This window comes from Streptomyces sp. NPDC107454, from assembly GCF_055582885.1.
In genome coordinates, this window is the sequence record NZ_JBVJPA010000016.1 from 209,166 (window position 1) to 235,354 (window position 26,189).

A 26,189-nucleotide genomic window follows, 5' to 3' on the forward strand; every position below is an offset into this window, starting at 1 on the left:
TCCGCTCCCGTGCTCCGAAAGCTGTGTCCACAGCCTTGCTCGCCAGTCGATCTCTTCTGCCACGATCAGACACATGAAGAATTTCGTAGTCAAGACGATCGCCAACGCGGGGGCCCTGGCCGTCGCGGTGTGGCTGCTCGACAAGATCACCCTGACAGGGACCAGTACCGGCAAGAAGGTCGGCACGCTGCTGGTGGTCGCCCTGGTCTTCGGTCTGGTGAACTTCCTGGTCAAACCGGTGGTGAAGGTGCTGACCTTCCCGCTCTTCATTCTGACGCTCGGCCTGATCACCCTCGTGGTCAACGCCCTGATGCTGCTGCTCACCTCGTGGGTGGCCGGCAAGCTCGACCTCAGTTTCCATGTGGAGGGCTTCTGGACCGCCGTGGTGGGCGGCCTGATCGTTTCGGTCGTGTCCTGGGCGCTCAATGTCGTGCTGCCCGACGGCGAGGACTGAGAGCGTCCGATGTCCTTTCGCGTCTGTTTCGTCTGTACCGGCAACATCTGCCGCTCGCCGATGGCCGAGTCGGTCTTCCGTGCCCGCATAGAAGAGGCCGGACTCGATGGCCTGGTAGAGGTCGACAGCGCGGGCACGGGCGGCTGGCACGAGGGCGACGGTGCGGATTCGCGCACCGTCGCCGTCCTGGAGGCGGCCGGCTACGAGAGCGGCCATGCGGCCCGCCAGTTCCACGCCTCGTGGTTCTCCCGCCTCGACCTCGTGATCGCCCTCGACTCCGGCCACCTCAAGGCCCTGCGCCGGCTCGCGCCCACTCCCGAGGACGCGGCGAAGGTCCGGCTGCTGCGGTCGTACGACCCCGCCGCGGGCGACGACCTGGAGGTTCCCGATCCGTATTACGGACCCATGGACGGCTTCGAGGAATGTCTTGAGATGGTGGAGGCGGCGAGCCCCGGACTGCTCGCCGCTGTGCAGCAAGAACTGGAGGGACGGGCAGCATGACGTCAGGGGATTTCGTCACGGGAAGCGGCGACGGCACGCGAGCGGTACGGGCGGGGCTGCCCGACCCCGTCAAATACGAGCCGACGCTTCCGGGCCCGGTCTTCGCCGCGCATTTCCATCTGCCGGGCGATCCGACCGGCCCGTACACCTACGGTCGTGACCAGAACCCGACCTGGACGCTCCTGGAGCGTGCCATCGGCGAGTTGGAGGCACCCGGGCAGGACGGTGCCACGACGCTCGCCTTCCCCTCCGGGATGGCCGCCATCTCGGCGGTGCTCTTCTCCCAGCTGAAGGCCGGAGACGTGGTGGTCCTGCCCGCCGACGGCTACCAGGTGCTGCCACTGGTGCGCGAGCAGCTCACCGCGTACGGCATCGAGGTACGCACCGCCCCGACCGGCGGCGACGCCCAGCTCGAGGTGCTCGACGGCGCGAAGCTGCTGTGGATCGAGACCCCGTCGAACCCGGGGCTCGACGTCTGCGACGTACGACGCCTCGTCGCGGCAGCCCACGCGCAGGGCACCCTTGTCGCGGTCGACAACACCCTGGCGACCCCGCTCGGGCAGCGCCCGCTGGAGCTGGGTGCCGACTTCTCGGTCGCCAGCGGCACCAAGATGCTCACCGGACACGGCGACATCCTCCTCGGATACGTCACCGCGCTGGACGCCGACCTGATGGCGCCCGTGCAGCGCTGGCGGAAGATCGTCGGAGCGATCCCCGGGCCCATGGAGGCCTGGCTGGCCCATCGCTCCCTCGCCACGCTCCAGCTGCGTGCCGACCGGCAGAACGCCAACGCCCTGGTGATCGCCGAGGCGCTGCGCGGTCGGCCCGAGGTGACCGGGCTGCGCTATCCGGGACTGCCCGACGATCCCTCGCACAAGATCGCCTCGCAGCAGATGCGGCGCTTCGGATGCGTGGTGTCCTTCACCCTGCCCACGCGCGAGCGTGCCGACCGATTCCTGGACGCGCTGCGCCTGGTGGACGACGCGACGAGCTTCGGCGGGGTGCGGTCCACCGCCGAACGGCGCGGCCGGTGGGGCGGCGACGCGGTGCCAGAGGGCTTCATCCGTTTCTCGGCCGGCGCCGAGGACCACGAGGACCTGGTGGCGGACGTACTGCGCGCGCTCGACGAATCCGCGCAGTGACCCCTGCCTGAACGACCGGTGAGTATCCTGCGGCATACATCCAGGCTGTCCGCTTAATACCTTGCTACGTACAACGGACGGTCCGAGCCTCCCCCCTCGTGGCTCGGACCGTCCCGGTTCTTTGCGCGAAGAACCGCGCGAACAAGGCTAGTTGACTCTGTGTCAGTGTCCAATCACAGTAGCGACAGAGACCTATCGACTTATTTATAGTTGGGGCTCGGTCGGGGGTGCTGGGAGGGGAGGGGCACCATGGATTTGGCCCTGCTGCGCACTTTTGTGACCGTGCACCGGGCCGGTTCCTTCACTCGCGCCGCCGCGCTGCTCGGTCTCTCGCAGCCTGCCGTCACCTCACAGATCCGCACGTTGGAGCGGCAGGTGGGGCGGCCGCTCTTTCTTCGCCAGGCCCGTGGGGTGACCCCCACGACGATCGGTGACGAGCTCGCCCACAAGGCCGCGCCGCATCTCGACGCCCTGGTGGAGATCGCCGAGACCGGACTCGACGAGGACTCGTCACTGCGCACCCTGCATCTGGCCGGGCCACCGGAGTTCACCGCCGAGCGGGCGCTGCCCGCGCTCACGGAGCTCACGGGCGAGGACGGCCAGGGTTTCGCGCTGCGCGCCTCCTTCGGCAACGCCGAGGAGACACTGGAAGGGCTCGCCGCCGGACATCATGATCTGGCCATCACCACGGCCCGTCCCCGTGGCACCCTGCTCACCGCGACTCCGCTCTGCGACGAGGAGCACGTGCTGGTCGCCGCCCCGCGCTGGGCCGCCCGTATAGGTGCCGGAAAGCTCCGCCGTAAGGGCTCGCCGGCACTGGAGAACTTCCCCGTGGTCGAAGTGCACGAGTCGCTGCCGCTTGTCGCCCGCTACTGGGCATCCGTCTTCGACTCCCACCCGGCCACTTCGGGCACCGTCGTCGTCCCCGATCTGCGCGCCGTGCTTGCCTGCGCCGCCACGGGTGCGGGCCTCGCGGTGCTTCCCCGGTATCTGTGCGCCGGAGCCCTGGAACGGGGTGACGTGGTCGCGCTTCTCGACCCGGCGGTGCCTCCGCTGCGTACGTACTTCCTGGTGGTCCGCACCGGCACACTGGCCATGCCGCACATCGCACGGGCGCACGACTGGCTGCTCCATGCCGCGGCCGACTGGTCCTGATGCCCTCCGAGCCTCCCAGGGCCCCCTGAGCCCCCCAGGGGGCTTTCTGAGCCCTTCCTGAGTGCCTTGGGGCTTCGCGATGTTTCACGTGGAACCAGCCGGGCCACATTTCTCCCATGACCGTCCGACCCGTGGTCAAGCGCACCGCACGCGCCATCCTGCTCGATGGCCACGACCTGATCTTGATCAAGCGCACCAAACCCGGCGTCGATCCCTACTGGCTGACACCCGGTGGCGGGGTCGAACCGGAAGACACGACTGTCGTCGACGCACTCCATCGTGAGGTGCACGAGGAACTCGGTGCCAAGATCACCGATGTGGTGCCCTGTTTCGTCGACACCGTCGAGCACATCGGTGATGACGGCGGCGCGACCGGCGTGAAAGTGCAGCACTTCTTCGTCTGTCGTCTGGAGTCCATGGATCCGTCCCAGCGGCACGGCCCCGAGGTGGACGAGCCCTGCGGCGAGTACGAGATCGTGCGGGTGCCGTTCACCCGGGTCGGCATCGCCTCCGTCCACCTCGTACCGCTGTCCCTGCGGCACTATCTCGACGGGAACATCGAAGGCGTACGGGCGATGCACGCACCGGACCTGGGCTGAGGCTCTTCGGGCCGGGGTCGTGGCCCGGTCTGCCGGATGGGCCCGGTCAGTCCCCGGCCGCGACGAGTTCCTCGACCGAGTCGTGGCGTATGCGGTCCGACGGGATGCCCGCTTCCCTCAGAGCGTCCACCCCGCTGCGGATCATGCCGGGTGGCCCCGAGAGATAGGCGTCGTACTCGTTCCACGGGCCGTACTCGCGTACGGCGTCGGGCAGATGGAGATGCGCCCGCTGGTCGACGACCGGACGTACGGCAAGCCATGGGTGGCTCTGCTGCAGCCGGAGCATCGTGTCGATGTCGTACAGGTCGTGATCGGTGCGGGCACCGTAGAAGACCTCGACCGGCCGCCGCTCCCCGTGCTCGGCGACGTCCTCGACCAGCGCCTTGATGGGCGCGATGCCGGTGCCGCCGCCGAGGCAGAGCAGTCCGCTGTCGGTGGTGTGGTCGACGGTCATCGAGCCGGCCGGCGGGCCGAGCCGGATGATGTCACCGGGACGGGCACGGTGCACCAGCGCGTTGGAAACCCAGCCCGCCGGGACCGCCTTCACATGGAAGGACAGCAGTCCGTCGGACCGGGACGCCGAGGCGAAGGAGTAGTGCCGCCAAATACGCGGCCACCACGGAGTCTCCAGGCTCGTGTACTGCCCGGCGAGGAAGGGGTACGGCTGGTCGGGGCGGACCGTGATGACGGCGATGTCCGGCGTCCTGAGATCGTGCGCGACGACTTCGGCGTACCACCAGGCCGGGGCGCGCAGCTCGTCCGCGGCCGCCGCGTCGATCATCACCTGGGAGATCGTCGTGTACGCGCGCACCCAGGCCGCCTCGGTCTCCGCGTCCCAGATCGCCGAGGCGAACCGGCTGAGCGAGCCGATGAGGCACTCACCGACGGCCGGGTAGTGCTCGGGCCGGGTGCCGTACTTACGGTGGCCACGGCCGAGGTTCTGCAGGTAGTCGACGAGAACCGGAGTGTTGTCGATGTGTTCGGCTGCGGTCAGCAGCGCCTTGAGCAGTCGGTCTCGCTGGGTGTCCATCGCCGCGGGGAACAGCGGCCGTAGATCCGGGTGGCGCACGAAGAGGAGTGCGTAGAAGTAAGAAGTGACCTTGTCGGCGACGGGGCCGACCTCGGCCATGGTCCGGCGGATGAGCACGGCGTCCGGAGACGGCTGCGGAGTGGGGGCGGACCTCTGGACGGACAACCGCGGCTCCGGGCCGGACGGTCCCGGCTCGGGCAGTGGGGGCGCCTGATGGGAGACGGGAGGCTCGGGCGACCGCGGCTTCTGAAAGGGCTCGGGCGGCTCCGGCAACCGCGGCCCGTCGAAAGGAGCGGGAGATTCAGGCGACCGAGGCCCGTCGAAGGGCGCGGGAGGCTCGCGGAACCGCTGCTCCTGGACCGGGACCCGAGGCTCGGCAAGCCGCTGCTCCTGGGCGGGTACACGCGGCTGCGAGCCGGGGCCGGACTGCTCACGCCCGGGATCCGTCCACTCCCGCCCGAACACGGACTGCTCCGGGCCGGCATCGGACTGCGCAGAGGAGCCATGGCCGGGCCCGGCCGGACCTGACCACGGCCGAGCGGATGCGTGGGCGGGCTCCTGCTCGGGGCGTGGGGCCTCAGTGGGTGCGGGCTGGGAAGTCGGCTCTGCCTCCACCGCGGAGGATATTCGTTCCTGCTGTGTCGTTGCCCGACCCGCGGCAGGTCGGCCGACCGGGCGCATCGCGGCCAGACGGCGGCCGTCGGCGGGCTCCCTCTCCCCATCGGACGGCAGTGGTTCCTTGCGCGGCGTGAACCAGCCGCCCCCGCCATTGCCTCCGGAAGTGCCGTTGTCGGCCGACGTGGTGGTCGGAGCGTCCATGGTGTGCCTCGCCTCGAACATCTTTCGGTCGGTCTGCGCACTTCCGCGGTCGGAAGATGCCTACTTTCCCCCGTAGACGACTTGCTTTCCTGCCCCGTTCAGTCCCCACCAGCCAATGCGGCCACATTCAACCCGCATTCCTACTCTGTACGGACAAGTAAGGCGAGAATGTGACATTGGCCGCACCACCCTCACTGCAGCATCCCACTCCGAGTCAGCACCCGGCCGCATAACGGAAAATACGGGTCTTCGATCTCTCCGTCCCGTTACGCTGCATTGGCCTGCGTTCGTGCCCCACGAGACGTGCGTACATCACGATGGACGCGAACCGGAGTCGACCATACCGGCAGCCGCCCCACAAACAAGTACCCCCTGCCTTCCGCCCGGGGAGGCGCTGCCCCACTCTCAACTGCCTTGATTACAAGGCGCGTCGGACCAATTCATAGGCGTCCCACAGGTCTCGTCCCACGTAGGAGTGCGTGGCAAGGCCTGCCAGGTGCCGATCCGCATTGACGGCGACGGAGACCGGCACCGTCTCGAACAGGTCCTTGTCGGACAGCGAGTCGCCGTAGGCGACACAATCGGCCCGCATCACCCCGAACTCTTCACAGAGCCGGTCCGCGATCTGCACCTTCGCCGCGGCACTGAGAATGCCCGCGAGATCAACGGGCTCGCTGAATGGCAGAGCGGGAAAACGCGAACCGTACGCCGCATGCGCACCCCACGCCGTCAATCGCTCGACGAAGAACGAGGGCGAGAGGGAGACGACGGCACAGTAGTCGCCATTGCCTCTGATCTCCGCCCAGACGTCCTCGATGCCCGACAGCCACGGCGCACCCTCGAAGGCCGCCGCCACATGTTCCTCCCTGAGATCCGCCCACAAGGCGTGCACCCGTACGGCGTACTCCGGCGGACCGATCCGTCCTGCCGAGATCGCTCGGTCAAGCGCGACAGTCTCGGCCTCCAGACCGATCTGCCGTGAGATCTCCTGGGGCGCGGAACTCCCGTACAGCAACGTTCCGTCAAGGTCGAAGAGGTGAAGTCGTGGCATGGAAGCCGAGGCTAGCGGCCCGAGCGTCTGTCGCTGTTTCACGTGAAACATCTGTCCGTGCGCTGTGGGAAGCGACGCTGTCTCCATGCCCTCACCCGAGACATGACATGGCCAAAAGCGCATAGATCCCTGGGCAAACAGGTGGACGCCAGGGGTGTATGTCAGACAGCCTGACCTGCGTGTCGACACCTTCCCCCGCCCCTCTGCCCATCCGCCGCCTGACGCCTCGCGATCTCACCGCCTGCGCCGATTTGTCAGAGAACCGGGGGTGGCCCCGTGAGGAACACAAGTGGGGTCTGCTCCTCACCGCCGGGACGGGCTACGGCATCGACGACCCCGACGGCGGTCTCGTCACCGCCTGCGTCGTGACCGAGTACGGAACGCCGGAGAGACTTGAACTGGGAGCGATCGGAATGGTGCTGGTCGCCGAGCGGCATGCCCGCCAGGGTGTCGGACGACGCCTGATGCGGCATGTCGTGGCAGAGATGGGCACCACCCCGCTGACCCTGCACGCGACTCCCTATGGCCAACCGCTCTACGAGGAGTTGGGCTTCAAGGTCACGGGCCGCGCCGAGATGGTCCGTGGACACTTCGTTCCTGGCGGGCCAGATCCGAAGGTGTCCACGCGTGCGGCCACCGCCGAGGACCTCGCCACGATTCTTCGGCTCGACGCCGAGGTCTTCGGCTCCGACCGCACCCATGTGATCACGCGGCTGCCCGTCTTCTCCGACCAGTTGCGTGTCGCCGTGGAGAACGGCCGGATCATCGGCTATGCGGCGGCCTGGCCCAACATGGACACCCATGTGGTGGGTCCACTGATCGCCCGTGACACCGAGACGGCGAAGGCACTCATCGCCTCACTCGCCGCCCACACCGACCGCCCGCTCCGCACCGACATCGACGTACGGCACGAAAAGCTGCTGTCCTGGGCGAAGGAACACGGCCTGGAGCCCACGAGCTTCAACGCGGTCATGACGTACGGGATCTCGGAGTTGCCCGGGGACTGGACGCGACGCTTCGCTCCGCTCACGGTGGCGGCGGGCTGAGAGCCGCCGGGGTGCAGTCGCATCCACCGCCCGGAGAACCACTCACCGCGTAGAGAAGCGCCGGTCCCCGTCGTCCGTGGGGGACCGGCGCTTGTCTACGGGGGCGCAGTCAGACGAGCGTCTCCACCGCCGCGACGGCGAAGTCGTGGTCCTGGTCGGGCGCTCCGCCACCGACCCCGATCGCCCCGATCAGACGGCCGTCGCGACGGACCGGAACACCGCCCGCGATGAACAGGAGCGGACGGTCGAGCGCGGTGGGCAGGGTGTGGAAGAGGCCGCCGGGCTGGACGGCGTCAACCAGTTCCCTGGTGGCGGAGTCCAGCTGGAGGGCCGTGTAGGCCTTGCGTGTGCTGGTCTCGCCGGAAATCAGTACGGCGCGGTCGTCGCGCCGGAAGGCGAGCAGATGGCCGCCCGCGTCGAGGACGGTGACGCTGACCGTGACTCCGGCGGCCTCGGCGGCACGGCGGGCCGCAGAGACGAGAACCTCGGCGTCCTGGATGGTCAGCGGAGCAACGGCGACGGTGGTGGTCATGAGGGACTTTCTCCTTGAGGTGCTGTTCGGGCGTGGCCGACCAGGGGGGTGGGCTCAGCCGTGAGAGGCCGGCTGCTCCTCAGTGGCTCAGAGGTGGACGGCGCTCCGCTGCTCGATGGGCGCGCTTGCGGTGGCGACGGTGCCGACCGCATCGGCTCGGCGCTCCAGGGCTGCCGAGACGACGGCCAGAACCAGAGCTCCCGCGGCGAGCGCCGCACCGACCCAGTTGGGGGCGGTGTAACCGAGGCCGGCTGCGATGACGAGGCCACCGAGCCAGGCCGAGAGGGCGTTGCCGAGGTTGAAGGCACCGATGTTCACGGCTGAGGCCAGGGTGGGGGCACCGTGCGCCTGGTCGAGGACACGCTTCTGCAGCGGCGGCACGGTCGCGAACCCGAGGGCGCCGATCAGCGCGATCGTGAGGGCAGCCAGGATCTTGGTGTGCGCGGTCACCGTGAACAGGGCGAGCACGATGGCGAGGCCGCCCAGGGACACGTACAGCATCGGCATCAGAGCGCGGTCGGCGAACCTGCCGCCGATGAGGTTTCCGGCGACCATGCCGAGGCCGAAGAGGACCAGCAGCCAGGTGACGGAGGTGTCGGCGAAGCCGGCGACGTGGGTCATCATCGGCGCGATGTAGGTGATGGCCGCGAAGACACCTCCGAAGCCGAGCACGGTCATCGCCATGGCCAGCAGGACCTGGACGTTCTTGAAGGCGGCGAGCTCGTGGCGGAGATGCACACCCTCGGGCTTCGGCATCTCGGGGACCAGCTTGGCGATACCGAGCAGACCGATCACTCCGAGCGCGGCGACTCCGGCGAAGGTGACCCGCCAGCCCGCGGACTGTCCGATCAACGTACCCAGGGGGACACCGACCACATTGGCGATGGTGAGACCGCTGAACATCATGGCGATCGCACCGGCCTTCTTCTCCGGCGCGACAAGCTCGGCGGCGACGACCGATCCGATACCGAAGAACGCGCCGTGAGCGAGAGAGGCGACGACCCGGCCCGCCAGCATCAGCCCGAAGGCCGGGGCGACGGCGGAGAGCAGGTTGCCGACGATGAACAACCCCATCAGCAGCATCAGCATCCGCTTGCGGGACACCTTCGTGCCGAGCGCGGTCATGATCGGGGCGCCGATCACCACACCGAGGGCATAGCCGGTCACCAACAGTCCGGCCGTGGGGATGGAGACACCGAAGTCACCGGCGACCTCGGGCAGCACACCCATGATCACGAACTCGGTGGTTCCGATTCCGAAGGCCCCGATCGCGAGGGCCAGAAGCGCGAGAGGCATGGTGGGGACACCTTCCCAAACGATTGCAGGAGCGCTTTGCGTGCGTTCACAATAGTTGCACACGCGGGCTAGGTGCAAGCGCGGACTATTGCGCTCGTGCTCTACCCTGGTGTCAGCCGCTCCGGGACGGAGGAACACGCCATGACAGCCACGGACCCCGCGCTCACCGCCCTTGCTCAGGGGTGGTGCGCCCTCTCCCTGCTGCACGGGAGGATCGAGGCCCACATCGAGCGCGCCCTGCAGACCAAGCACGAGCTCAGCGTGAGGGAATACTCCCTGCTCGACGTGCTCAGCCGGCAGCACGACGGCGAGGGTGGTCACTTGCAGATGAAGCAGGTCGCGGACGCGGTCGTGCTCAGTCAGAGCGCCACCACACGGCTCGTCACCCGGCTCGAGGACCGTGGTCTGCTGGCCCGCTATCTGTGCCCGACCGACCGTCGCGGCATCTACACGAATGTCAGCGAGGCCGGGCTCAAGCTCCTCGAAGAGGCACGGCCCACCAACGACACCGCCCTGCGCGAGGCGCTCGACGAAGCGGCCAAGTCCCCCGAACTGGCCCCACTGGTCCGCGTCGTGGAATCGGCGAGTGTGTCCGCCTAGGCAGGGACGGCCTCCCGTCCCGCTGCCTGGTGTCCACACAGCCCGAACGGGTGCCTGGATACGCTGTGGCCATGGGAGATCTTGAGATTCGACCGGCCGCTTCGGACGACGTCCCCGCCATCGTCGCGATGCTCGCCGATGATCCGCTCGGCGCCCAGCGGGAGTCACCCGATGACCTGACCCCCTACCTGGCCGCGCTCGAGCGGCTGAGCGCCGACCCGAATCAGCACCTGGTGGTCGCGGTGCGCGAGGGACGCGTCGTCGGCACCCTGCAGCTCACGGTCCTTCCCGGGCTGTCCCGCAAGGGCTCGACCCGCTCCCTCATCGAGGGCGTGCGCATCCACTCCGACGAGCGCGGCAGCGGTCTCGGTACCCGGTTCATCGAGTGGGCGATCGAGGAATCCCGGCGCCAGGGATGCCAGTTGGTCGAGCTGACCTCCGACGCCACCCGCACCGACGCCCACCGCTTCTACGAGCGGCTCGGCTTCACGGCCTCACATGTGGGCTTCAAGCTGGCGCTCTGAGCCACCTGCGTGCGCCAGGGCCTGTTTCACGTGAAACAGGCCCCGTATGACAGCGGCTACTGAATCCCTCCCCAGCCCTCGGGGTCCACTCCGCCCGGCACAGGAGCGCCCTCGTCGTACGGCTCACGTGTGAAGACGAACGAACCCAGGTCGAGGTGGCTCAGGGACCCGTCCGGGCGCCGTACGGCCCGTAGCGGCTCCCCCGTGTAGTAGCCGTCGAGTCCCGTCCAGGTCCCGTCCCCGTTCGCCCGGAAGCGCGACCCACGGCCACCCCCTGCCAGCGGGCCCAGCTCGACCATGCCGTCGGCCCTCAGGCGAAGCGCGCAGGCCTGGGTGCCCCAGTACCAGGGGCCGGCCAATTCCAGGACGGACTGATCGACTTCGGCGACCGGACGCCATGGCTCGGGAATGCGCGGCTCGGCCTCGGCGACGATCCGTACGAGATCGGTGGCGACGGTCAGCGCCCGCGGACCGGAGGTGCAGTTGGACAGCACCACCGCCGCCACGTCGTCCTCCACACCGATGGCGAGTGCCGCAAGGAAGCCGGGCAGAGACCCCGAGTGACCCACCAGGATCCGGCCCGATCGATGCAGCACCTGCAGCCCCAGACCGTAGGAGTCTCCCGAGGCCAGCTGGTCGGCTTCCAAGGGCGCCGCGGGCGTACGCATCTCCCGCAGGGACTCCGCGCCGAGCACCGCCGCGTGTCCCGTGGTCAGGAAGACGGCGAACCGCGCCAAGTCCCCGGTGGTGGACCACAATTGCCCGGCAGGAGCCATCCGGCCGAGGTCCTCGGCGGGCTCCGGCATCATGACGTCCGCCCACGGATGCACGGCCCAGCCCCCCGCATGGGGTGCCTGCGGCTGCCCACTCGTGCGGTGCAGGCCCAGCGGGTCGAGCACCTCGCGCCGCAGGGCCTCTTCCCAGGGGACTCCCCGCAGTTCCTCGATCAGTGCGCCCAGCAGGGTGTAGCCGGGGTTCGAGTAGTGATGCAGCCGCCCGGCCGGATGCAGGAAGGGCTGCTCACCGAGCACGTCCGAGAGCTCGGGGCGCAGCGAACCGGGTGTGCGTTCCCACCAGGGGCCGGGCGTCTCGGCCGCCAGCCCGGCGGTGTGCGCGAGGAGTTGGGCGATGGTGGCCTCCCCCGCGCCGGTGCCCGGAAGATGCTTCTCCAGCGGGTCGCCCAAGTCGAGCAGTCCCTCGTCGCGCAGCCGCAGCACCAGCACGGCCGTGAAGGTCTTGGTGATCGAACCGATTCGGTACTGCACGTTCTCGTCCGGCCCGTGCCCGTCCACCGAGGTGCGCGACCCGTGCCACACCGGCTCCCCGCCCCGGACGACCGCCGCGACCAGCGACGGCGTCCGCCCCTCGGCCTGAGCGACGGCGATGCGGTGCAACAGAGCCCGGCGTGTGCCGGGAAGGAGCTTTTCCTGGGGTGTCGTCATGCCCTCAGTCCACCCGGCCCGGCACCGCACGTCGAGTGCATTTCCCCGAAGCGGGCTCATGTCTTCCGCACCGCGCCCAGGGGGGATCAGGTCTGTGCCATGTCCACGAAGCGCGAGTAGTGGCCCTGGAAGGCCACGGTGATCGTGGCCGTCGGGCCGTTACGGTGCTTGCCGACGATGATGTCCGCCTCGCCCGCGCGCGGTGACTCCTTCTCGTAGGCATCCTCGCGGTGCAGCAGGATCACCATGTCCGCGTCCTGCTCGATCGATCCGGATTCACGCAGGTCGGAGACCATGGGCTTCTTGTCCGTGCGCTGTTCGGGACCACGGTTGAGCTGCGACAGCGCGATCACCGGCAGCTCCAGCTCCTTGGCCAGCAGCTTCAGGTTTCGCGACATGTCGGAGACCTCCTGCTGCCGGCTCTCGGACCGCTTGCCGCCCGACTGCATCAGTTGCAGATAGTCGATGACGACGAGCTTCAGATCGGCGCGCTGCTTGAGGCGCCGGCACTTGGCGCGGATCTCCATCATGGACAGGTTCGGGGAGTCGTCGATGTAGAGCGGTGCGGCCGAGACGTCGGGCATCCGGCGCGCGAGTCGCGTCCAGTCCTCGTCGGTCATCGTGCCGGATCGCATGTGGTGCAGGGCCACACGTGCTTCGGCTGACAGCAGGCGCATCGCGATCTCGTTGCGCCCCATTTCGAGCGAGAAGATCACGCTGGGCATGTTGTGCTTGATCGAACAGGCCCGCGCGAAGTCCAGCGCCAGCGTCGACTTACCCATGGCGGGACGAGCCGCGATGATGATCATCTGGCCCGGGTGCAGACCGTTCGTGAGCGAGTCGAGGTCGGTGAAGCCGGTCGGCACACCGGTCATCTCCCCCGACCGTGAACCGATCGCCTCGATCTCGTCGAGCGCACCCTCCATGATGTCGCCCAGCGGCAGGTAGTCCTCGGTGGTGCGCTGCTCGGTGACCGCGTAGATCTCGGCCTGGGCGGTGTTGACGATCTCGTCCACGTCGCCGTCGGCCGCGTACCCCATCTGTGTGATGCGCGTGCCGGCCTCGACCAGGCGGCGCAGGACCGCGCGCTCATGGACGATCTCCGCGTAGTACTCGGCGTTCGCCGCCGTGGGGACCGTCTGGACGAGGGTGTGCAGATACGAGGCACCACCGACCTTGGTGATCTCACCCCGCTTGGTGAGCTCGGCTGCGACCGTGATCGGGTCGGCCGGCTCGCCCTTCGCGTACAGATCGAGGATCGCGGTGTAGATGGTCTCGTGCGCGGGCCGGTAGAAGTCATGGCCCTTGATGACCTCGACGACGTCGGCGATGGCGTCCTTGGACAGGAGCATGCCACCGAGAACGGACTGCTCCGCGTCGAGGTCCTGGGGAGGCACGCGCTCGAAGGACGATCCTCCGCCTTCCCACGGCCCGTTGTCCCGGTCGCGGTCGTGCTGTTCGTCGCGGCCCCGGCCACCCTCGCGGCCCCGGCGGGAAGCGGGCAGACGATCACTGGGACCGCTGTCGGCCCACGGGTCGTCCAAGGGCTCGGAAATACTCACCGAGCCACCTCCTCCCGTCCGCCGAGCGGACCTAACCGTGCCTCTCATTTCTACGGCACGGCACTGACAAATAAGAGGCCCAACTCCGGTTCTGACGTGTCGGTTTTGCGAGGCTTCCGAGGGCAGAAAAGAGAGCGGGCGACGCACCACGTTAGGCCCGCGGGCACCGTCAGCCAATCTGGTTATCCACAGGCCATGTGGACGACGGCCCCGATGCTGTGGAGAACTCCACAAAACCTGTGCACGACCCGGTGGACAGGCCTGTGAACAAGCCCTCAACCACTCGAAAGAAACCGCCCTGACCTGCTCTTTAACCATCCACCGGCTGTGCAGAAGAAAAACTTTCCCGGTCAGACCAAGATCGCTGCAAACGGTACACGGCGACACGCCCGACGAGCGCACAGGTAATGGTCACTATCACTTTGCATCTCTTACCTGTGGAAGATTAGATTGGTGCCCATGACACAGGCTCCCCCGGCACCCGAGGCCGCCCGACGCCGGCACGACCGAGAGATCGTCGCGTTGGCCGTTCCGGCCTTCGGCGCTCTTGTCGCCGAGCCTCTTTTCGTGATGGCCGACAGCGCCATCGTCGGGCACCTCGGCACCGCGCAACTGGCCGGCCTCGGTGTCGCCTCCGCCCTCCTCACGACCGCCGTCAGTGTTTTCGTCTTTCTCGCGTACGCCACCACCGCCGCCGTCGCCCGACGGGTCGGCGCCGGTGATCTGCGGGCCGCGATACGTCAGGGCATGGACGGCATCTGGCTCGCGCTGCTGCTCGGCGCGGTCGTCATAGCCACGGTCCTGCCCACGGCACCCGCCCTCGTGGAACTCTTCGGCGCCTCGCACACCGCGGCCCCGTACGCGACGACCTATCTGCGCATCTCCTCGCTCGGTATCCCAGCGATGCTCATCGTGCTCGCATCCACCGGTGTCCTGCGCGGACTGCAGGACACGAAGACCCCCCTCTATGTCGCCGTCGGGGGCTTCGTCGCCAACGCCGCGCTCAACGCGGGCCTCGTCTACGGCGCCGGACTGGGTATCGCCGGCTCCGCCTGGGGCACCGTCATCGCCCAGTTCGGTATGGCCGCGGTGTATCTCTTCGTCGTCGTCCGCGGAGCCCGGAAGCACGGGGCCTCGCTACGACCGGACGCCGCCGGGATACGGGCCTGCGCTCAGGCCGGTGCGCCGCTGCTCGTGCGCACGCTGTCGCTGAGGACGATCCTCATGATCGCCACGGCTGTCGCCGCACGACTCGGGGACGCCGACATGGCCGCACACCAGATCATCCTGTCCCTGTGGAGTCTGCTCGCCTTCGCGCTCGACGCCATCGCCATCGCCGGACAGGCCATCATCGGACGCTATCTCGGTGCGAACGACGCGCAGGGTGCTCGCGAGGCCTGCCGCCGCATGGTCCAGTGGGGCATCGCTTCCGGTGTCGCCCTCGGCCTGCTGGTGATCGCCGCCCGCCCGATCTTCCTTCCCCTGTTCACCAGCGACTCGGCCGTCCAGAACACGGCGCTTCCCGCCCTGGTTCTGGTGGCCGTCTCACAACCGATCAGCGGAGTCGTCTTCGTCCTGGACGGAGTCCTGATGGGCGCGGGAGACGGGCCCTACCTGGCGTGGGCCATGCTGCTCACCCTGGCGCTCTTCACTCCCGTCGCGCTGTTGGTGCCCACACTCGGGGGCGGGCTCACCGCGCTCTGGGGAGCGATGACGCTGATGATGACGGTGAGGATGCTGACCCTGTGGGTGCGCTCTCACTCGGGACGCTGGATCGTCACGGGCGCGACACGCTGAACCAGTGCACTGGCCGTTTCACGTGAAACGGCCAGTGCAGCCGGCCATCCCGCCCTGGCCCTGCCTCTCGCCCAGGCCGTCGCCATCGCTGTCGTCCTCGCCGTCACGCTCAGGCCCGTTTCACGTGAAACACAGAGCAGCTCGCCCTGCTGGACGAAGAAGGGCCGTACCCCAGCGGGTACGGCCCTTCTCTCAGCTATGCCGAGCGCAGCGGTCAGGCCGCGACGACCTCGATGTTGACCTTGGCGGCAACCTCGGGGTGCAGACGCACGGACGTCTCGTGGGCGCCCAGGGTCTTGATCGGCGAGCCCAGCTCGATGCGGCGCTTGTCGACCTCGGGGCCACCGGAAGCCTTGATCGCCGAAGCGATGTCGGCCGGGGTGACGGAACCGAAGAGACGACCGGCGTCGCCGGAGCGGACGGCCAGACGGACCTTCACGCCTTCGAGGCGGGCCTTGATCTCGTTGGCCTGCTCGATGGTCGCGATCTCGTGGATCTTGCGAGCACGACGGATCTGCTCGACGTCCTTCTCGCCACCCTTGGTCCAGCGGATCGCAAAGTTCCGCGGGATCAGGTAGTTGCGAGCGTAACCGTCCTTGACGTCGACGACGTCGCCCGCGGCACCGAGGCCGGAGACCTCGTGGGTGAGGATGATCTTCATTGGTCGGTCACCCTTCCCTTATCGCGCGGTGGAGGTGTAGGGCAGCAGCGCCATCTCACGGCTGTTCTTCACGGCCGTGGCGACGTCACGCTGGTGCTGCGTGCAGTTGCCGGTCACGCGGCGGGCACGGATCTTGCCGCGGTCGGAAATGAACTTCCGCAGCATGTTCGTGTCCTTGTAGTCCACGTACGTGACCTTGTCCTTGCAGAATGCGCAGACCTTCTTCTTCGGCTTGCGCACAGGCGGCTTCGCCATGGTGTATCTCCTGTGTGATCAAGAAGTGGGGGTACGGCCCACCCTCGGCCCGAGGGCCTAGAAGGGGGGCTCGTCCGAGTAGCCGCCGCCAGAGCCGCCGGAGCCGCCGGAGTTTCCACCCCAGCCGCCACCGCCGCCGCCCTGGTTGCCACCGGCAGGAGCGCTGGTCGCCCAGGGGTCGTCCGCGGGAGCTCCGCCGCCGCCCTGCTGGCCGCCGCCGGAGCCTCCGCCCCAGCCGCCGCCCTGCTGGCCGCCGCCACCGCCGCCGCCGTAACCGCCCTGGCCACCTCGACCGGCGGTCTTGGTGACCTTGGCCGTGGCGTTCTTCAGGCTGGCGCCGACTTCCTCGACGTCCAGCTCGTAGACCGTGCGCTTGACGCCCTCACGGTCCTCGTAGGACCGCTGCTTCAGCCGGCCCTGCACGATGACGCGCATGCCTCGCTGGAGCGACTCGGCGACGTTCTCCGCCGCCTGACGCCAGACCGAGCAGGTCAGGAACAGGCTCTCGCCGTCCTTCCACTCATTGGTCTGACGGTCGAAGGTGCGGGGAGTGGACGCGACACGGAACTTCGCGACCGCCGCACCGGAAGGGGTGAAGCGCAGCTCGGGGTCGTCGACAAGATTGCCGACGACCGTGATGACGGTCTCGCCTGCCATGGGGGAACCTCTCGGCGGGTTTGCTGCTGGCTGCTAGTGCTGCTACTCGATGCCCGAGATCAGCTGAGCTGCAGAGCTCAGTGGGTCTCGGGACGGAGGACCTTGGTCCGGAGGACCGACTCGTTCAGGTTCATCTGGCGGTCGAGCTCCTTGACGACCGCAGGCTCGGCCTGCAGGTCGATGACCGAGTAGATGCCCTCGGGCTTCTTCTTGATCTCGTACGCGAGACGACGACGGCCCCAGGTGTCGACCTTCTCGACCTTTCCGTTGCCCTCACGGACGACGGAGAGGAAGTTCTCGATCAGCGGGGAGACAGCGCGCTCCTCGAGATCGGGGTCGAGGATGACCATCACCTCGTAGTGACGCATGTGGAACCCACCTCCTTTGGACTCAACGGCCACGGCGGTTCCGTGGCAGGAGGGTTGTGATGCGTTCGCAACGGTATCCGCCGCCACTGACAACGCCACTGACAAGAGGACTCCGTCGATGAACCGAGTGATCGGTGAACCGAAGGGGAATCCTTGTCGTGACCTGGCCATGGCCTGGGCAGACACCGGTGCAGAGGGTACAGAGTACCTGCACACCCGCTTCCGGTTGAAATCCGGCCGGGGTCACCGTCAATCTGTACACATCGGGTGTGTATGGCGCTACGATGCGCCGCCTTCCGCAGGAGGTGCCCTATGGCACAGACGCGACCCACCGTTGCCGGCTCTCTGTTCGCGACGGACCACAAACCCCACCCCCTCCAAGACACGCTGCTCGCGGTGACTCTGGTGCTCGGAGTCACCGCTCTCATCACGGCAGCCTTCAACAGCCTGCACCTCATCAGCTCGTGGGCAGGCCTGATCGGGATCATCACCGGCGCCTCCGGGCAGTTCATCTCGGAGACGACCCGGGAACGCTTCGGCCTGATCCTGGGTCTCGGTGCCTCGGCCGTCGGCTTCTTCCTCGGCATGGCGCACGGCGGCCTCTTCGGCGGCATCATCGGCTGAGGCGACCGGACCCGTTCCGCGGGCCAGGCAGCCGGACCGTTTCGCGGGCCGGACGGCCGGACCCGTTTCGCGGGCCGGACCGCCGGACACAACCTCGTCCGGGCGGCCGGAGACACCACCGCCTGCCGTTACAGCCGGACACATCACCTCAGAACGTCCTGACCACGCTTCGGTCGGGACGCAGGTTCAGTACGGCCCAGTCGGGGCGCTCCCGGGGCGCAGTAGGCTTCGGCGCGAGAGCCGGAGCCCCTGTACCCATGGGGACACACCAGCCCGAGGAGCGCCCCGAATGAGCCTGACCCTGAGGACCATCAGCCGAGAGCAGCATCTGGCCTACATCCAGAGCCTGCCCGCGGCTAGCCACATGCAGGTTCCGGCATGGGCCGATGTCAAGGCGGAGTGGCGCTCCGAGAGCCTGGGCTGGTTCGACGAGCGGACCGGCGAGATGGTGGGCGCCGGGCTGGTGCTGTACCGCCAGCTGCCCAAGATCAAGCGCTACCTCGCCTACCTCCCCGAGGGCCCGGTCATCAACTGGTACGCGCCGAACCTCGACGAGTGGCTGCAGCCGATGCTCGCGCACCTCAAGCAGCAGGGCGCCTTCTCCGTGAAGATGGGCCCGCCGGTGATCATCCGGCGCTGGGAGGCCACGTCCATCAAGGGCGGCATCCAGAACCCGGACGTGAAGCGCCTGCGCGACATCGAGGCGGACTTCATCGAACCGCGCGCCTTCGAGGTCGCCGACAAGCTGCGCCGCATGGGCTGGCAGCAGGGTGAGGACGGCGGCGCCGGCTTCGGCGACGTACAGCCCCGCTACGTCTTCCAGGTGCCGCTGGCCAACCGCTCCCTGGAAGAGGTCCACAAGAACTTCAACCAGCTGTGGCGACGCAACATCAAGAAGGCCGAGAAGGAGGGCGTCGAGGTCGTCCAGGGCGGCTACCACGACCTCGAGGAGTGGCAGCGGCTGTACGAGATCACGGCGATCCGCGACCACTTCCGGCCGCGCCCGCTGTCGTACTTCCAGCGCATGTGGTCGGCCCTCAACACCGAGGACCCCAACCGGATGCGGCTCTACTTCGCCCGGCGCGGCGGCGTGAACCTGTCCGCGGCCACGATGCTGGTCGTCGGCGGGCACGTCTGGTACTCGTACGGCGCGTCGGACAACATCGGGCGTGAGTTCCGGCCCTCGAACGCGATGCAGTGGCGGATGCTGCGCGACTCGTACGCCCTGGGCGCGACCGTCTACGACCTGCGCGGCATCTCCGACTCGCTGGACGAGACGGACCACCTCTTCGGTCTGATCCAGTTCAAGGTGGGCACGGGCGGGCAGGCCGCCGAGTACCTCGGCGAGTGGGACTTCCCGCTCAACAAGCTGCTCCACAAGGCACTCGACATCTACATGTCACGCCGCTGAGCCCGTACACGTCGCGCCGCTGAGCCGGCCCGGAGCGCATGCCGAGCCGCCCATCCGGCCCGGCGTGGCCCCGTCGGTCCGGCGGATCCGCCACAATTTCCCTACCTCTGATTCACCGCAGCCACGAGAAAGGTTCCGGGACCGGCCATGGCGCTCACGCTCTACGTCGACACCGCGCGCTGGCGGGCACACCACAAGCAGGTGTCCGAGCAGTTTCCGGGGCTCGTCCCCGTCTGCAAGGGCAACGGCTACGGCTTCGGCCACGAGCGGCTCGCCGACGAGGCCACCCGCCTCGGCTCGGACATCCTGGCCGTCGGCACCACGTACGAGGCCGCCCGGATCAAGGACTGGTTCGGCGGCGATCTGCTGGTCCTGACGCCGTTCAGGCGGGGCGAGGAGCCCGTACCGCTGCCCGACCGTGTCATCCGCTCGGTGTCGTCCATCGACGGCGTGTACGGCCTCGTGGGCGCCCGTGTCGTCATCGAGGTGATGTCCTCGATGAAGCGGCACGGTGTCAGCGAGCAGGATCTGCCGCATCTGCACTCCGCCATAGAGAACGTCCGGCTGGAGGGCTTCGCCATCCACCTGCCGCTGGACCGCACCGACGGCTCGGACGCCGTCGAGGAGGTCATCGGCTGGATGGACCGTCTGCGCGCGGCCCGGCTGCCGCTGCACACGATGTTCGTCAGCCACCTCAAGGCCGATGAGCTCGCGCGGCTGCAGCAGCAGTTCCCGCAGACCCGCTTCCGCGCCCGTATCGGCACCCGGCTGTGGCTGGGGGACCACGACGCGACCGAGTACCGCGGAGCCGTCCTGGACGTCACCCGTGTCTCCAAGGGCGACCGCTTCGGCTACCGGCAGCAGAAGACGGCCTCCGACGGCTGGCTGGTCGTCGTGGCGGGCGGTACGTCGCACGGAGTGGGCCTGGAGGCTCCGAAGGCTCTGCACGGCGTCATGCCGCGCGCCAAGGGCGTCGCCCGGGCCGGCCTGGCGACGGTCAACCGGAACCTTTCTCCGTTCGTCTGGGCCGGCAAGCAGCGCTGGTTCGCCGAGCCGCCGCACATGCAGGTGTCGATCCTCTTCGTGCCGTCGGACGCCACGGAGCCGCGGGTCGGCGACGAGCTGGTGGCCCATCTGCGGCACACCACCACGCAGTTCGACCGCATCGTGGAGCGCTGAGCCCGGGACACGGACACCCGTCTCTGCCCTCCGGGGAAACAGCAAAAAGGCCGTACACACGTACCGTGTACGGCCTTTCGCGTCGCCCGTCAGAGCCGGGCCGAGCCCTGTTCGCTCAGAGCGAACTGTCCTCCCGGGCCGGCCCCTCGCCGTTGCCGCCCCAATCCACCTGCGGCCCGTCGAAGTACGCGGCGTGCCGCGCCGGATGGGCCGCCGCGCCGAGCACGAAGACGTCCTCCGCGCCGTCCAGGACGCCTCCCGAGGGATCGTCCTCGCCCGCCCTGCGCACGACGTCCCGCTCCGGCATGAGGATGTCGCGTACGACCACGGCGCACAGGTACAGCGTGCCCAGAAGGTGGGCGGCGATCGCGAACTGGTACCCGTGGGAGGAGAGGCCCTTGTGGGCCTCCCCGCTGGTCGTGTACGCGAGGTACATCCAGATCCCCAGGAAGTACGCGACCTCGCACGCCTGCCAGATCAGGAAGTCCCGCCACTTCGGCCGGGCCAGCGCGGCCAGGGGGATCAGCCACAGCACGTACTGGGGCGAGTAGACCTTGTTGGTGAGGATGAAGGCCGCGACGATCAGGAAGGCCAGCTGGGCGAAGCGGGGGCGGCGCGGGGCGGTGAGCGCGAGCGCGGCCATGGCCACGCAGACGAGCACCATCAGGACCAGCGCCCACGCGTTCGCCGTCTGGTAGCTGATCGGGACCTTCCACCAGGTGGAGATGAACAGAAAGACCGAACCGAAGTCGATCCCCCTGGTCTGGCTGAAGCTGTAGAACTTCGCCCAGCCTTCCGGCGCGAGGTACATCACGGGAAGGTTCACCACGAGCCAGGCTCCGACCGCGCCCATGAGCGCGTTCCCGAACTCCCGCCACTTGCCCGCCCGCCAGCACAGCACGAGCAGCGGTCCCATGAGCAGGAACGGGTAGAACTTGGCGGCCGTGGCGAGCCCGAGCAGGACACCGAAGGCGAGGGAGCGGCCACGCGACCACATGAGCATCGCGGCGGCCAGCAGGGCCACCGCGAGGAGGTCCCAGTTGATGGTGGCCGTGAGCGCGAAGGCGGGCGCGAGGGCGACCAGGAGGCCGTCCCAGGGGCGCAGGCGGTGGGTGCGCGCGGTGCATACGGCGATGACCGCCGCGCACACCATGAGCATCCCGGCGTTGACCATCCAGTAGATCTGCTCCTGGTGCTGGATGCTGCCGCCGCCCGGCGTGAGCCAGGCCGCGACCTCCATGAACAGACCGGTCAGGACCGGGTACTCGAGGTAGTCCATGTCGCCGGGGAGCTTGTCGAAGTACGGCACGAGCCCGTCGGCGAAACCGCGTCCCTGGTAGAGGTGCGGGATGTCCGAGTAGCACGCGTGCGTGTACTGCGTGCTGGCCCCGAAGAACCAGCCACTGTCGTAGCAGGGCAGTTTCTGCACCATACCGAGGGCGAACATGCCGATCGCGACGAGCGCGATCACCCGTACCGGGGTCCACCAGGACGCCCCCAGCAGCGCTCTCCGTCCGATGGGGCCGCCGATCAGCTCGCTTCCGGCCGCGGCGATCTCGTCGTCCTTGGTCGGCCGCACCGGCTCCGGCTCGCGCACGCTCGTTCGCGTCGTCTCTGCACTGGGCATGGCGCACATCCTGCCGTACGCGTCTGAGAATGGCCGCAGGGGCGGTAAGAGAACAGGGGCCGTCAGCCACAGCTGACGACCCCTGTTCCCCGGGTTACGCGTCTATCTATCCGCCATTTTGTCCGGCGAAGATGCCGCCGTTGCCATTACCTCTGGTATTCCCGTTGGTACTGGTGTCCGTCGGCGTGGGTGAGGTGGTTCCGGTCGCACCGCCGGTGCTCCCCGCGTCCGTCCCACCGTTGTTCCCACAGTTCCAGCTGAACTTGCCGCAGGTCTCGGTCGGCGAGGACGTGGGAGAACTGCTGAGGGACGGGCTGGGCGAGTTGCTCAGCGTCGGGCTGGCCGTCAGCGACGGCGTGGTCGACGGGGTCGGGCTCGGGCTGGGGCTGGCGTTGAGGATCTCGCCGAGCGGTTCGGCCTTCGGGAAGTCCTCGTGCTCGGAGTTCTTCAGGGCCACGGCCATGTAGTCCTTCCAGACCTGGGCCGGGATGTCACCACCGTGGACGGACGCCACACCGCCGGTGCCGTTCATCGATTCCAGCTTGCTCGTCTTCGGGTCGGACCTGAACAGGGTGACGGCCGTGGACAGCTCCCTGGTGTAGCCGACGAACCACGCCGACTTGTTCTTGTCGGTCGTACCCGTCTTGCCGGCCACGGGGAAGCCCATGTCGGCGACCTTCTTACCGGTTCCGTTCTGGACCACGTTCTGCAGGACGTCGGTGACGTTGTTCGCCACGTTCTCGGGCATCGCGGTCTGCTCGGCGGGCGGCGTGAACTGGGCGAGCGGCTTGCCGTCCTTGAGCACCTTGGTGACCGAGTACGGCTCGTAGTGCGAGCCCGACGCGGCGAAGGTGCCGTACGCGTCGGCCATGCGAATGGCGCTCGGGGTCGACGTACCGAGGGAGAAGGAGACGTTGTTCAGGTTTCCCTGGTCGAAGGAGTCTTTCAGGATGCCCATGGACTCCGCGACCTTCCGGGTCTTGGAAAGGCCGACGTCGACGCCCAGCTGCGCGAACGGGGAGTTGATGGACTGCTCCATGGCCTTCTTGAGCGTCACCATCCCCCAGGCCTTGGTGCCCTCGTTCTTCTGCCGGAACGGCTTCCCGTCGTTACCCATGATCGGGTCGCCGTTCTGGTCCTTGATCACCAGGAGGTCGTCGCCGTTGTAGCGGGCCATCGGCGAGAGGGGCTCTGGGGTGGTCTTGTATGTTCCGTACTGCATCGCGGTGGCCAGCACGATCGGCTTCCAGGTCGATCCGACCGGCACACCCGTCGTATTGGCGTTGTTGGAGTAGTGGCCCTTGTCGAAGCCGTCGCCTCCGTAGAGCGCCACGATCTTGCCGGTCTTCGGATCGACCGACGCCGCGCCGAACTGCACGTCCTTGTCGGTCGTGGGCCGCGCCTTGGTGTCGAGGAAGCTCTTCTTCGTCGCCTTGACGGCCTTCTCCAGCTCGCTGACCTTCTTCTTGTCGAAGGTCGTGGAGATCCGGTAGCCACCCTTCTCCAACTGCTCCGGCGTGATGCCGGCCTTCTTCGCCACGTACTCCTTGGCGATGTCGACGAGGTAACCGGTCTGGCCGGACAGGGACGAGTTCGGCTTCTTGAGCGTGGGGAATGTGGTGATCTTGGCCCGCTCGGCCTGGGTCATGTTCCCGACCGTGACCTCACGGTCGAGGATCCATGTCCACCGTTCCTTGACCCGCTTGGCGTTGGAGTCGGGATCGGCCAGCGCCCCGACACCCCCGTCGGGGTTGTACAGGTTCGGGCCCTTGAGGACGGACGCGAGGAAGACGCACTGCTCGGTGCTGAGCTTGTGGGCGTCCACACCGAAGTAGGCCTGGGCCGCGGCCTGGATCCCGTAGGCGTTGCGTCCGTAGTACGCGGTGTTCAGGTAGCCCGCGAGGATCTCGTCCTTGCTCAGCTTCGAGTTCACCTTGATGGAGATGAAGAGCTCTTTGAACTTACGCGTGATGGTCTGGTCCTGGCTCAGGTACGTGTTCTTCACGTACTGCTGAGTGATGGTCGAGCCACCCTGCGTCTCGCCGCCCCGGGCCATATTGACGAAGGCGCGCGCGATGCCCTTCGGGTCGACGCCCCGGTCCTTGTAGAAGGACGCGTTCTCGGCGGAGACCACCGCGTTCTTCATGGCCTTCGGGATCTCCTCCGGCCCCACGATCTGCCGGTTCGTCTGGCCGCCGGTGGCTGCCATCTGGGTCCCGTCGGACCAGTAGAAGACGTTGTTCTGGGCCAGGGCCGTGTCGTTCACGTTCGGGATACCCACCATGGCGTACCCGATGCCTGCCGCGACCAGCAGCCCTCCCATGAAGGTGAGGAACGTGCCCGTCACCAGCTTCCAGGAGGGCATCCAGCGCCCGGCTCCCGACTTGCCCGCGCGCGGGTAGTCGATGAAACGCTTCTTTACAGGCCCAGAGGCCCGCGCGCGCCCGGGTCCATCAGGACCGCCACGGCGGCTGCCGGGCCCTGTGGCGTCGGCGCCTTTGCGCCGGCCGCCACCGCTGCTTCTCTGGGCCGCACGCCTGGCCTCGGCGCGGCCGCTGTACGGGCGCTCCTCCTCACCTCCCGACTCATAGGAGTCGGAAGGGGACCCGGTGGCGCCTCGCGGTGCCGCACGGCGGCCGGAGGACGGGCCGGTCTGGCCGCGCCGGGCCGCGGCACGTCCGCCGCCCTGTGGCTGCGACGGTTTGCGACGGTGCTCGCTCATCGAACGATTACTCCTCGGGCAGGCGCACCCGTGCGCGCCTGGAAACGGCAGCTGGTTTCCGGTCCCCCCGAAGTACGGATGCGGTCGTTTGCGCATTCACCCGTACTGCACCAGGGACGAGGACGCCCTCAGGCGTCACTCGGTTCCCGGTGGTTTTGCATGGCGCACAGACTACGCACCGTCAAAACACGCCTAATCCTGAAGTTCACCCCAAATCGGGCAACTTGCTTCGTATGAATCGGTGATGTGACGCCGTTCACCATGGCCCCCCTTGTCGCAGACGGACGGCCGATCTATCGTGCTGATGTATCGAGTCGATACATCAGCTCGGCATAAAGAACGTGCCGAGGAGACCGCGGCAGGGAGGAGGCGATATGAGCCGGCGTTCCGGGATCCTCGAGTTCGCCGTCCTCGGCCTGCTTCGCGAGTCCCCGATGCACGGCTATGAGCTGCGCAAGCGACTCAATACGTCACTGGGTGTGTTCCGTGCGTTCAGCTACGGGACGCTCTACCCCTGCCTCAAGACGCTGGTCACGAGCGGCTGGTTGATCGAGGAATCGGGGAGCACCACCGAAGACGCCCTCGCCGCTCCGCTTGCTGGGCGTCGCGCCAAGATCGTCTATCGGTTGACGGCTGAAGGTAAAGAGCACTTCGAGGAGCTGCTCTCGCAGACGGGGCCCGACGCGTACGAGGACGAGCACTTCGCCGCTCGTTTCGCGTTCTTCGGGCAGACGTCACGCGACGTGCGCATGCGCGTACTGGAGGGCCGCCGCAGTCGGCTCGAGGAGCGACTGGAGAAGATGCGTGCCTCGCTGGCACGCACCAGGGAGCGCCTCGACGACTACACCCTTGAGCTCCAGCGCCACGGAATGGAGTCCGTGGAGCGCGAAGTGCGCTGGCTGAACGAGCTCATCGAGAGCGAGCGAGCAGGACGGGACGTCAAGGATTCCGCCTCCGAAGGCACCTCCCGAGGTGTCCCCGAAGGCAGCTCCCCGGGCGCCTTCGAAGGCTCCGCTCAGCAGAACAGCACATCTGGAGAGACGGGCGGCCTGCCCCGGCACCGGGACCAGTCCCGGCCGGATCCGTCCGACGACACCACCACGTGAGGTCCAGTCGGGGCTTCACCTCGTACACA

25 protein-coding genes are annotated in these 26,189 nt (G+C 67.9%); 13 read left to right on the forward strand and 12 right to left on the reverse strand.

All coding sequences use genetic code 11. The features are described from left to right. The first annotated feature begins 73 nt into the window (after window positions 1-73). From ACZ69M_RS37010 to ACZ69M_RS37030, 5 genes are all read left to right on the forward strand, one after another. On the forward strand, window positions 74-454 hold the full coding sequence (locus tag ACZ69M_RS37010; protein ID WP_352052910.1) for a phage holin family protein: 381 nt from the start codon (window positions 74-76) through the stop codon (window positions 452-454). Between the two features lie 9 nt (window positions 455-463). After that, a complete protein-coding gene (locus ACZ69M_RS37015; protein WP_470056936.1) occupies window positions 464-955 on the forward strand; it encodes a low molecular weight protein-tyrosine-phosphatase in 492 nt (163 codons plus the stop codon). Then, window positions 952-2,097: a cystathionine gamma-lyase gene (locus tag ACZ69M_RS37020; protein ID WP_470056938.1), complete on the forward strand. Its 1,146-nt coding sequence runs from the start codon at window positions 952-954 to the stop codon at window positions 2,095-2,097. The genes ACZ69M_RS37015 and ACZ69M_RS37020 overlap by 4 nt, the downstream gene beginning before the upstream one ends. A 249-nt stretch (window positions 2,098-2,346) precedes the next feature. Then, window positions 2,347-3,252 (forward strand): LysR family transcriptional regulator, encoded by a 906-nt coding sequence (locus tag ACZ69M_RS37025; protein WP_470056940.1) that lies wholly within the window; start codon window positions 2,347-2,349, stop codon window positions 3,250-3,252. 116 nt (window positions 3,253-3,368) lie between these two features. Then, entirely contained in the window at window positions 3,369-3,851 is a 483-nt protein-coding gene (locus ACZ69M_RS37030) for an NUDIX hydrolase (RefSeq protein WP_358241800.1), read from the forward strand. Window positions 3,852-3,897: 46 nt separating this feature from the next. On the opposite strand, the gene ACZ69M_RS37035 is transcribed toward ACZ69M_RS37030, so the two are convergent. Next, complete coding sequence (locus tag ACZ69M_RS37035) at window positions 3,898-5,721, reverse strand: globin domain-containing protein (RefSeq protein ID WP_470056942.1); 1,824 nt, start codon at window positions 5,719-5,721, stop codon at window positions 3,898-3,900. Between the two features lie 397 nt (window positions 5,722-6,118). Continuing rightward, entirely contained in the window at window positions 6,119-6,751 is a 633-nt protein-coding gene (locus ACZ69M_RS37040) for an HAD family hydrolase (protein ID WP_470057050.1), read from the reverse strand. Between the two features lie 179 nt (window positions 6,752-6,930). Between ACZ69M_RS37040 and ACZ69M_RS37045 the strand changes: the two genes are divergently transcribed. Continuing rightward, window positions 6,931-7,797, forward strand: coding sequence for a GNAT family N-acetyltransferase (locus tag ACZ69M_RS37045; RefSeq protein WP_470056944.1), 867 nt, complete (start codon window positions 6,931-6,933; stop codon window positions 7,795-7,797). A gap of 109 nt (window positions 7,798-7,906) precedes the next feature. Here ACZ69M_RS37045 and ACZ69M_RS37050 read toward each other — a convergent pair whose 3' ends face one another. Continuing rightward, window positions 7,907-8,329, reverse strand: coding sequence for a GlcG/HbpS family heme-binding protein (locus ACZ69M_RS37050; protein ID WP_470056946.1), 423 nt, complete (start codon window positions 8,327-8,329; stop codon window positions 7,907-7,909). Window positions 8,330-8,416: 87 nt separating this feature from the next. Next, window positions 8,417-9,625, reverse strand: coding sequence for an MFS transporter (locus tag ACZ69M_RS37055; RefSeq protein ID WP_470056948.1), 1,209 nt, complete (start codon window positions 9,623-9,625; stop codon window positions 8,417-8,419). A gap of 141 nt (window positions 9,626-9,766) precedes the next feature. Here ACZ69M_RS37055 and ACZ69M_RS37060 point away from each other — a divergent pair, with 141 nt between their 5' ends. Both ACZ69M_RS37060 and ACZ69M_RS37065 read left to right on the forward strand, forming a co-directional pair. Then, window positions 9,767-10,225 (forward strand): MarR family winged helix-turn-helix transcriptional regulator, encoded by a 459-nt coding sequence (locus ACZ69M_RS37060; protein WP_470056950.1) that lies wholly within the window; start codon window positions 9,767-9,769, stop codon window positions 10,223-10,225. Between the two features lie 71 nt (window positions 10,226-10,296). Further along, window positions 10,297-10,749, forward strand: a complete 453-nt coding sequence (locus tag ACZ69M_RS37065; protein WP_097285426.1) for a GNAT family N-acetyltransferase — start codon at window positions 10,297-10,299, stop codon at window positions 10,747-10,749. 56 nt (window positions 10,750-10,805) lie between these two features. Here the strand turns inward: ACZ69M_RS37065 and ACZ69M_RS37070 are convergent, their stop codons facing one another. Together ACZ69M_RS37070 and dnaB are read right to left on the reverse strand one after the other, a co-directional pair. Next, window positions 10,806-12,191, reverse strand: coding sequence for a serine hydrolase domain-containing protein (locus ACZ69M_RS37070; RefSeq protein WP_470056952.1), 1,386 nt, complete (start codon window positions 12,189-12,191; stop codon window positions 10,806-10,808). A gap of 86 nt (window positions 12,192-12,277) precedes the next feature. After that, on the reverse strand, window positions 12,278-13,753 hold the full coding sequence (dnaB, locus tag ACZ69M_RS37075) for a replicative DNA helicase (RefSeq protein WP_054236456.1): 1,476 nt from the start codon (window positions 13,751-13,753) through the stop codon (window positions 12,278-12,280). Window positions 13,754-14,212: 459 nt separating this feature from the next. On the opposite strand from dnaB, the gene ACZ69M_RS37080 reads away from it, so the two are divergent. Further along, window positions 14,213-15,550: an MATE family efflux transporter gene (locus tag ACZ69M_RS37080; protein WP_470056954.1), complete on the forward strand. Its 1,338-nt coding sequence runs from the start codon at window positions 14,213-14,215 to the stop codon at window positions 15,548-15,550. A gap of 214 nt (window positions 15,551-15,764) precedes the next feature. On the opposite strand, the gene rplI is transcribed toward ACZ69M_RS37080, so the two are convergent. The 4 genes from rplI to rpsF form a co-directional block, all read right to left on the reverse strand. Beyond that, window positions 15,765-16,211, reverse strand: coding sequence for a 50S ribosomal protein L9 (gene rplI, locus ACZ69M_RS37085; protein WP_054236454.1), 447 nt, complete (start codon window positions 16,209-16,211; stop codon window positions 15,765-15,767). 18 nt (window positions 16,212-16,229) lie between these two features. Next, the gene (gene rpsR, locus ACZ69M_RS37090) at window positions 16,230-16,466 is read right to left on the reverse strand and encodes a 30S ribosomal protein S18 (protein WP_003949403.1); all 237 of its coding nucleotides are present in this window, start codon (window positions 16,464-16,466) and stop codon (window positions 16,230-16,232) included. 57 nt (window positions 16,467-16,523) lie between these two features. After that, on the reverse strand, window positions 16,524-17,123 hold the full coding sequence (locus ACZ69M_RS37095; protein ID WP_470056956.1) for a single-stranded DNA-binding protein: 600 nt from the start codon (window positions 17,121-17,123) through the stop codon (window positions 16,524-16,526). Between the two features lie 77 nt (window positions 17,124-17,200). Further along, window positions 17,201-17,491: a 30S ribosomal protein S6 gene (gene rpsF, locus ACZ69M_RS37100; RefSeq protein WP_004950685.1), complete on the reverse strand. Its 291-nt coding sequence runs from the start codon at window positions 17,489-17,491 to the stop codon at window positions 17,201-17,203. A gap of 312 nt (window positions 17,492-17,803) precedes the next feature. On the opposite strand from rpsF, the gene ACZ69M_RS37105 reads away from it, so the two are divergent. The 3 genes from ACZ69M_RS37105 (at window position 17,804) to ACZ69M_RS37115 (ending at window position 20,705) form a co-directional block, all read left to right on the forward strand. Further along, window positions 17,804-18,115, forward strand: coding sequence for a hypothetical protein (locus tag ACZ69M_RS37105; RefSeq protein ID WP_054236452.1), 312 nt, complete (start codon window positions 17,804-17,806; stop codon window positions 18,113-18,115). A gap of 289 nt (window positions 18,116-18,404) precedes the next feature. Next, a complete protein-coding gene (gene femX, locus ACZ69M_RS37110) occupies window positions 18,405-19,526 on the forward strand; it encodes a peptidoglycan bridge formation glycyltransferase FemX (protein WP_060901662.1) in 1,122 nt (373 codons plus the stop codon). Window positions 19,527-19,673: 147 nt separating this feature from the next. After that, window positions 19,674-20,705, forward strand: coding sequence for an alanine racemase (locus tag ACZ69M_RS37115; RefSeq protein ID WP_067376727.1), 1,032 nt, complete (start codon window positions 19,674-19,676; stop codon window positions 20,703-20,705). Window positions 20,706-20,820: 115 nt separating this feature from the next. Here the strand turns inward: ACZ69M_RS37115 and ACZ69M_RS37120 are convergent, their stop codons facing one another. After that, window positions 20,821-22,332, reverse strand: a complete 1,512-nt coding sequence (locus tag ACZ69M_RS37120) for a glycosyltransferase family 87 protein (RefSeq protein WP_470056959.1) — start codon at window positions 22,330-22,332, stop codon at window positions 20,821-20,823. 106 nt (window positions 22,333-22,438) lie between these two features. Further along, on the reverse strand, window positions 22,439-25,054 hold the full coding sequence (locus ACZ69M_RS37125) for a transglycosylase domain-containing protein (RefSeq protein ID WP_470056961.1): 2,616 nt from the start codon (window positions 25,052-25,054) through the stop codon (window positions 22,439-22,441). Between the two features lie 374 nt (window positions 25,055-25,428). Between ACZ69M_RS37125 and ACZ69M_RS37130 the strand changes: the two genes are divergently transcribed. Then, window positions 25,429-26,160 carry a PadR family transcriptional regulator gene (locus ACZ69M_RS37130; RefSeq protein ID WP_355311544.1) on the forward strand — a complete coding sequence of 244 codons (732 nt, stop codon included), beginning with the start codon at window positions 25,429-25,431 and terminating at the stop codon, window positions 26,158-26,160. The last annotated feature ends 29 nt before the right edge of the window (window positions 26,161-26,189 follow it).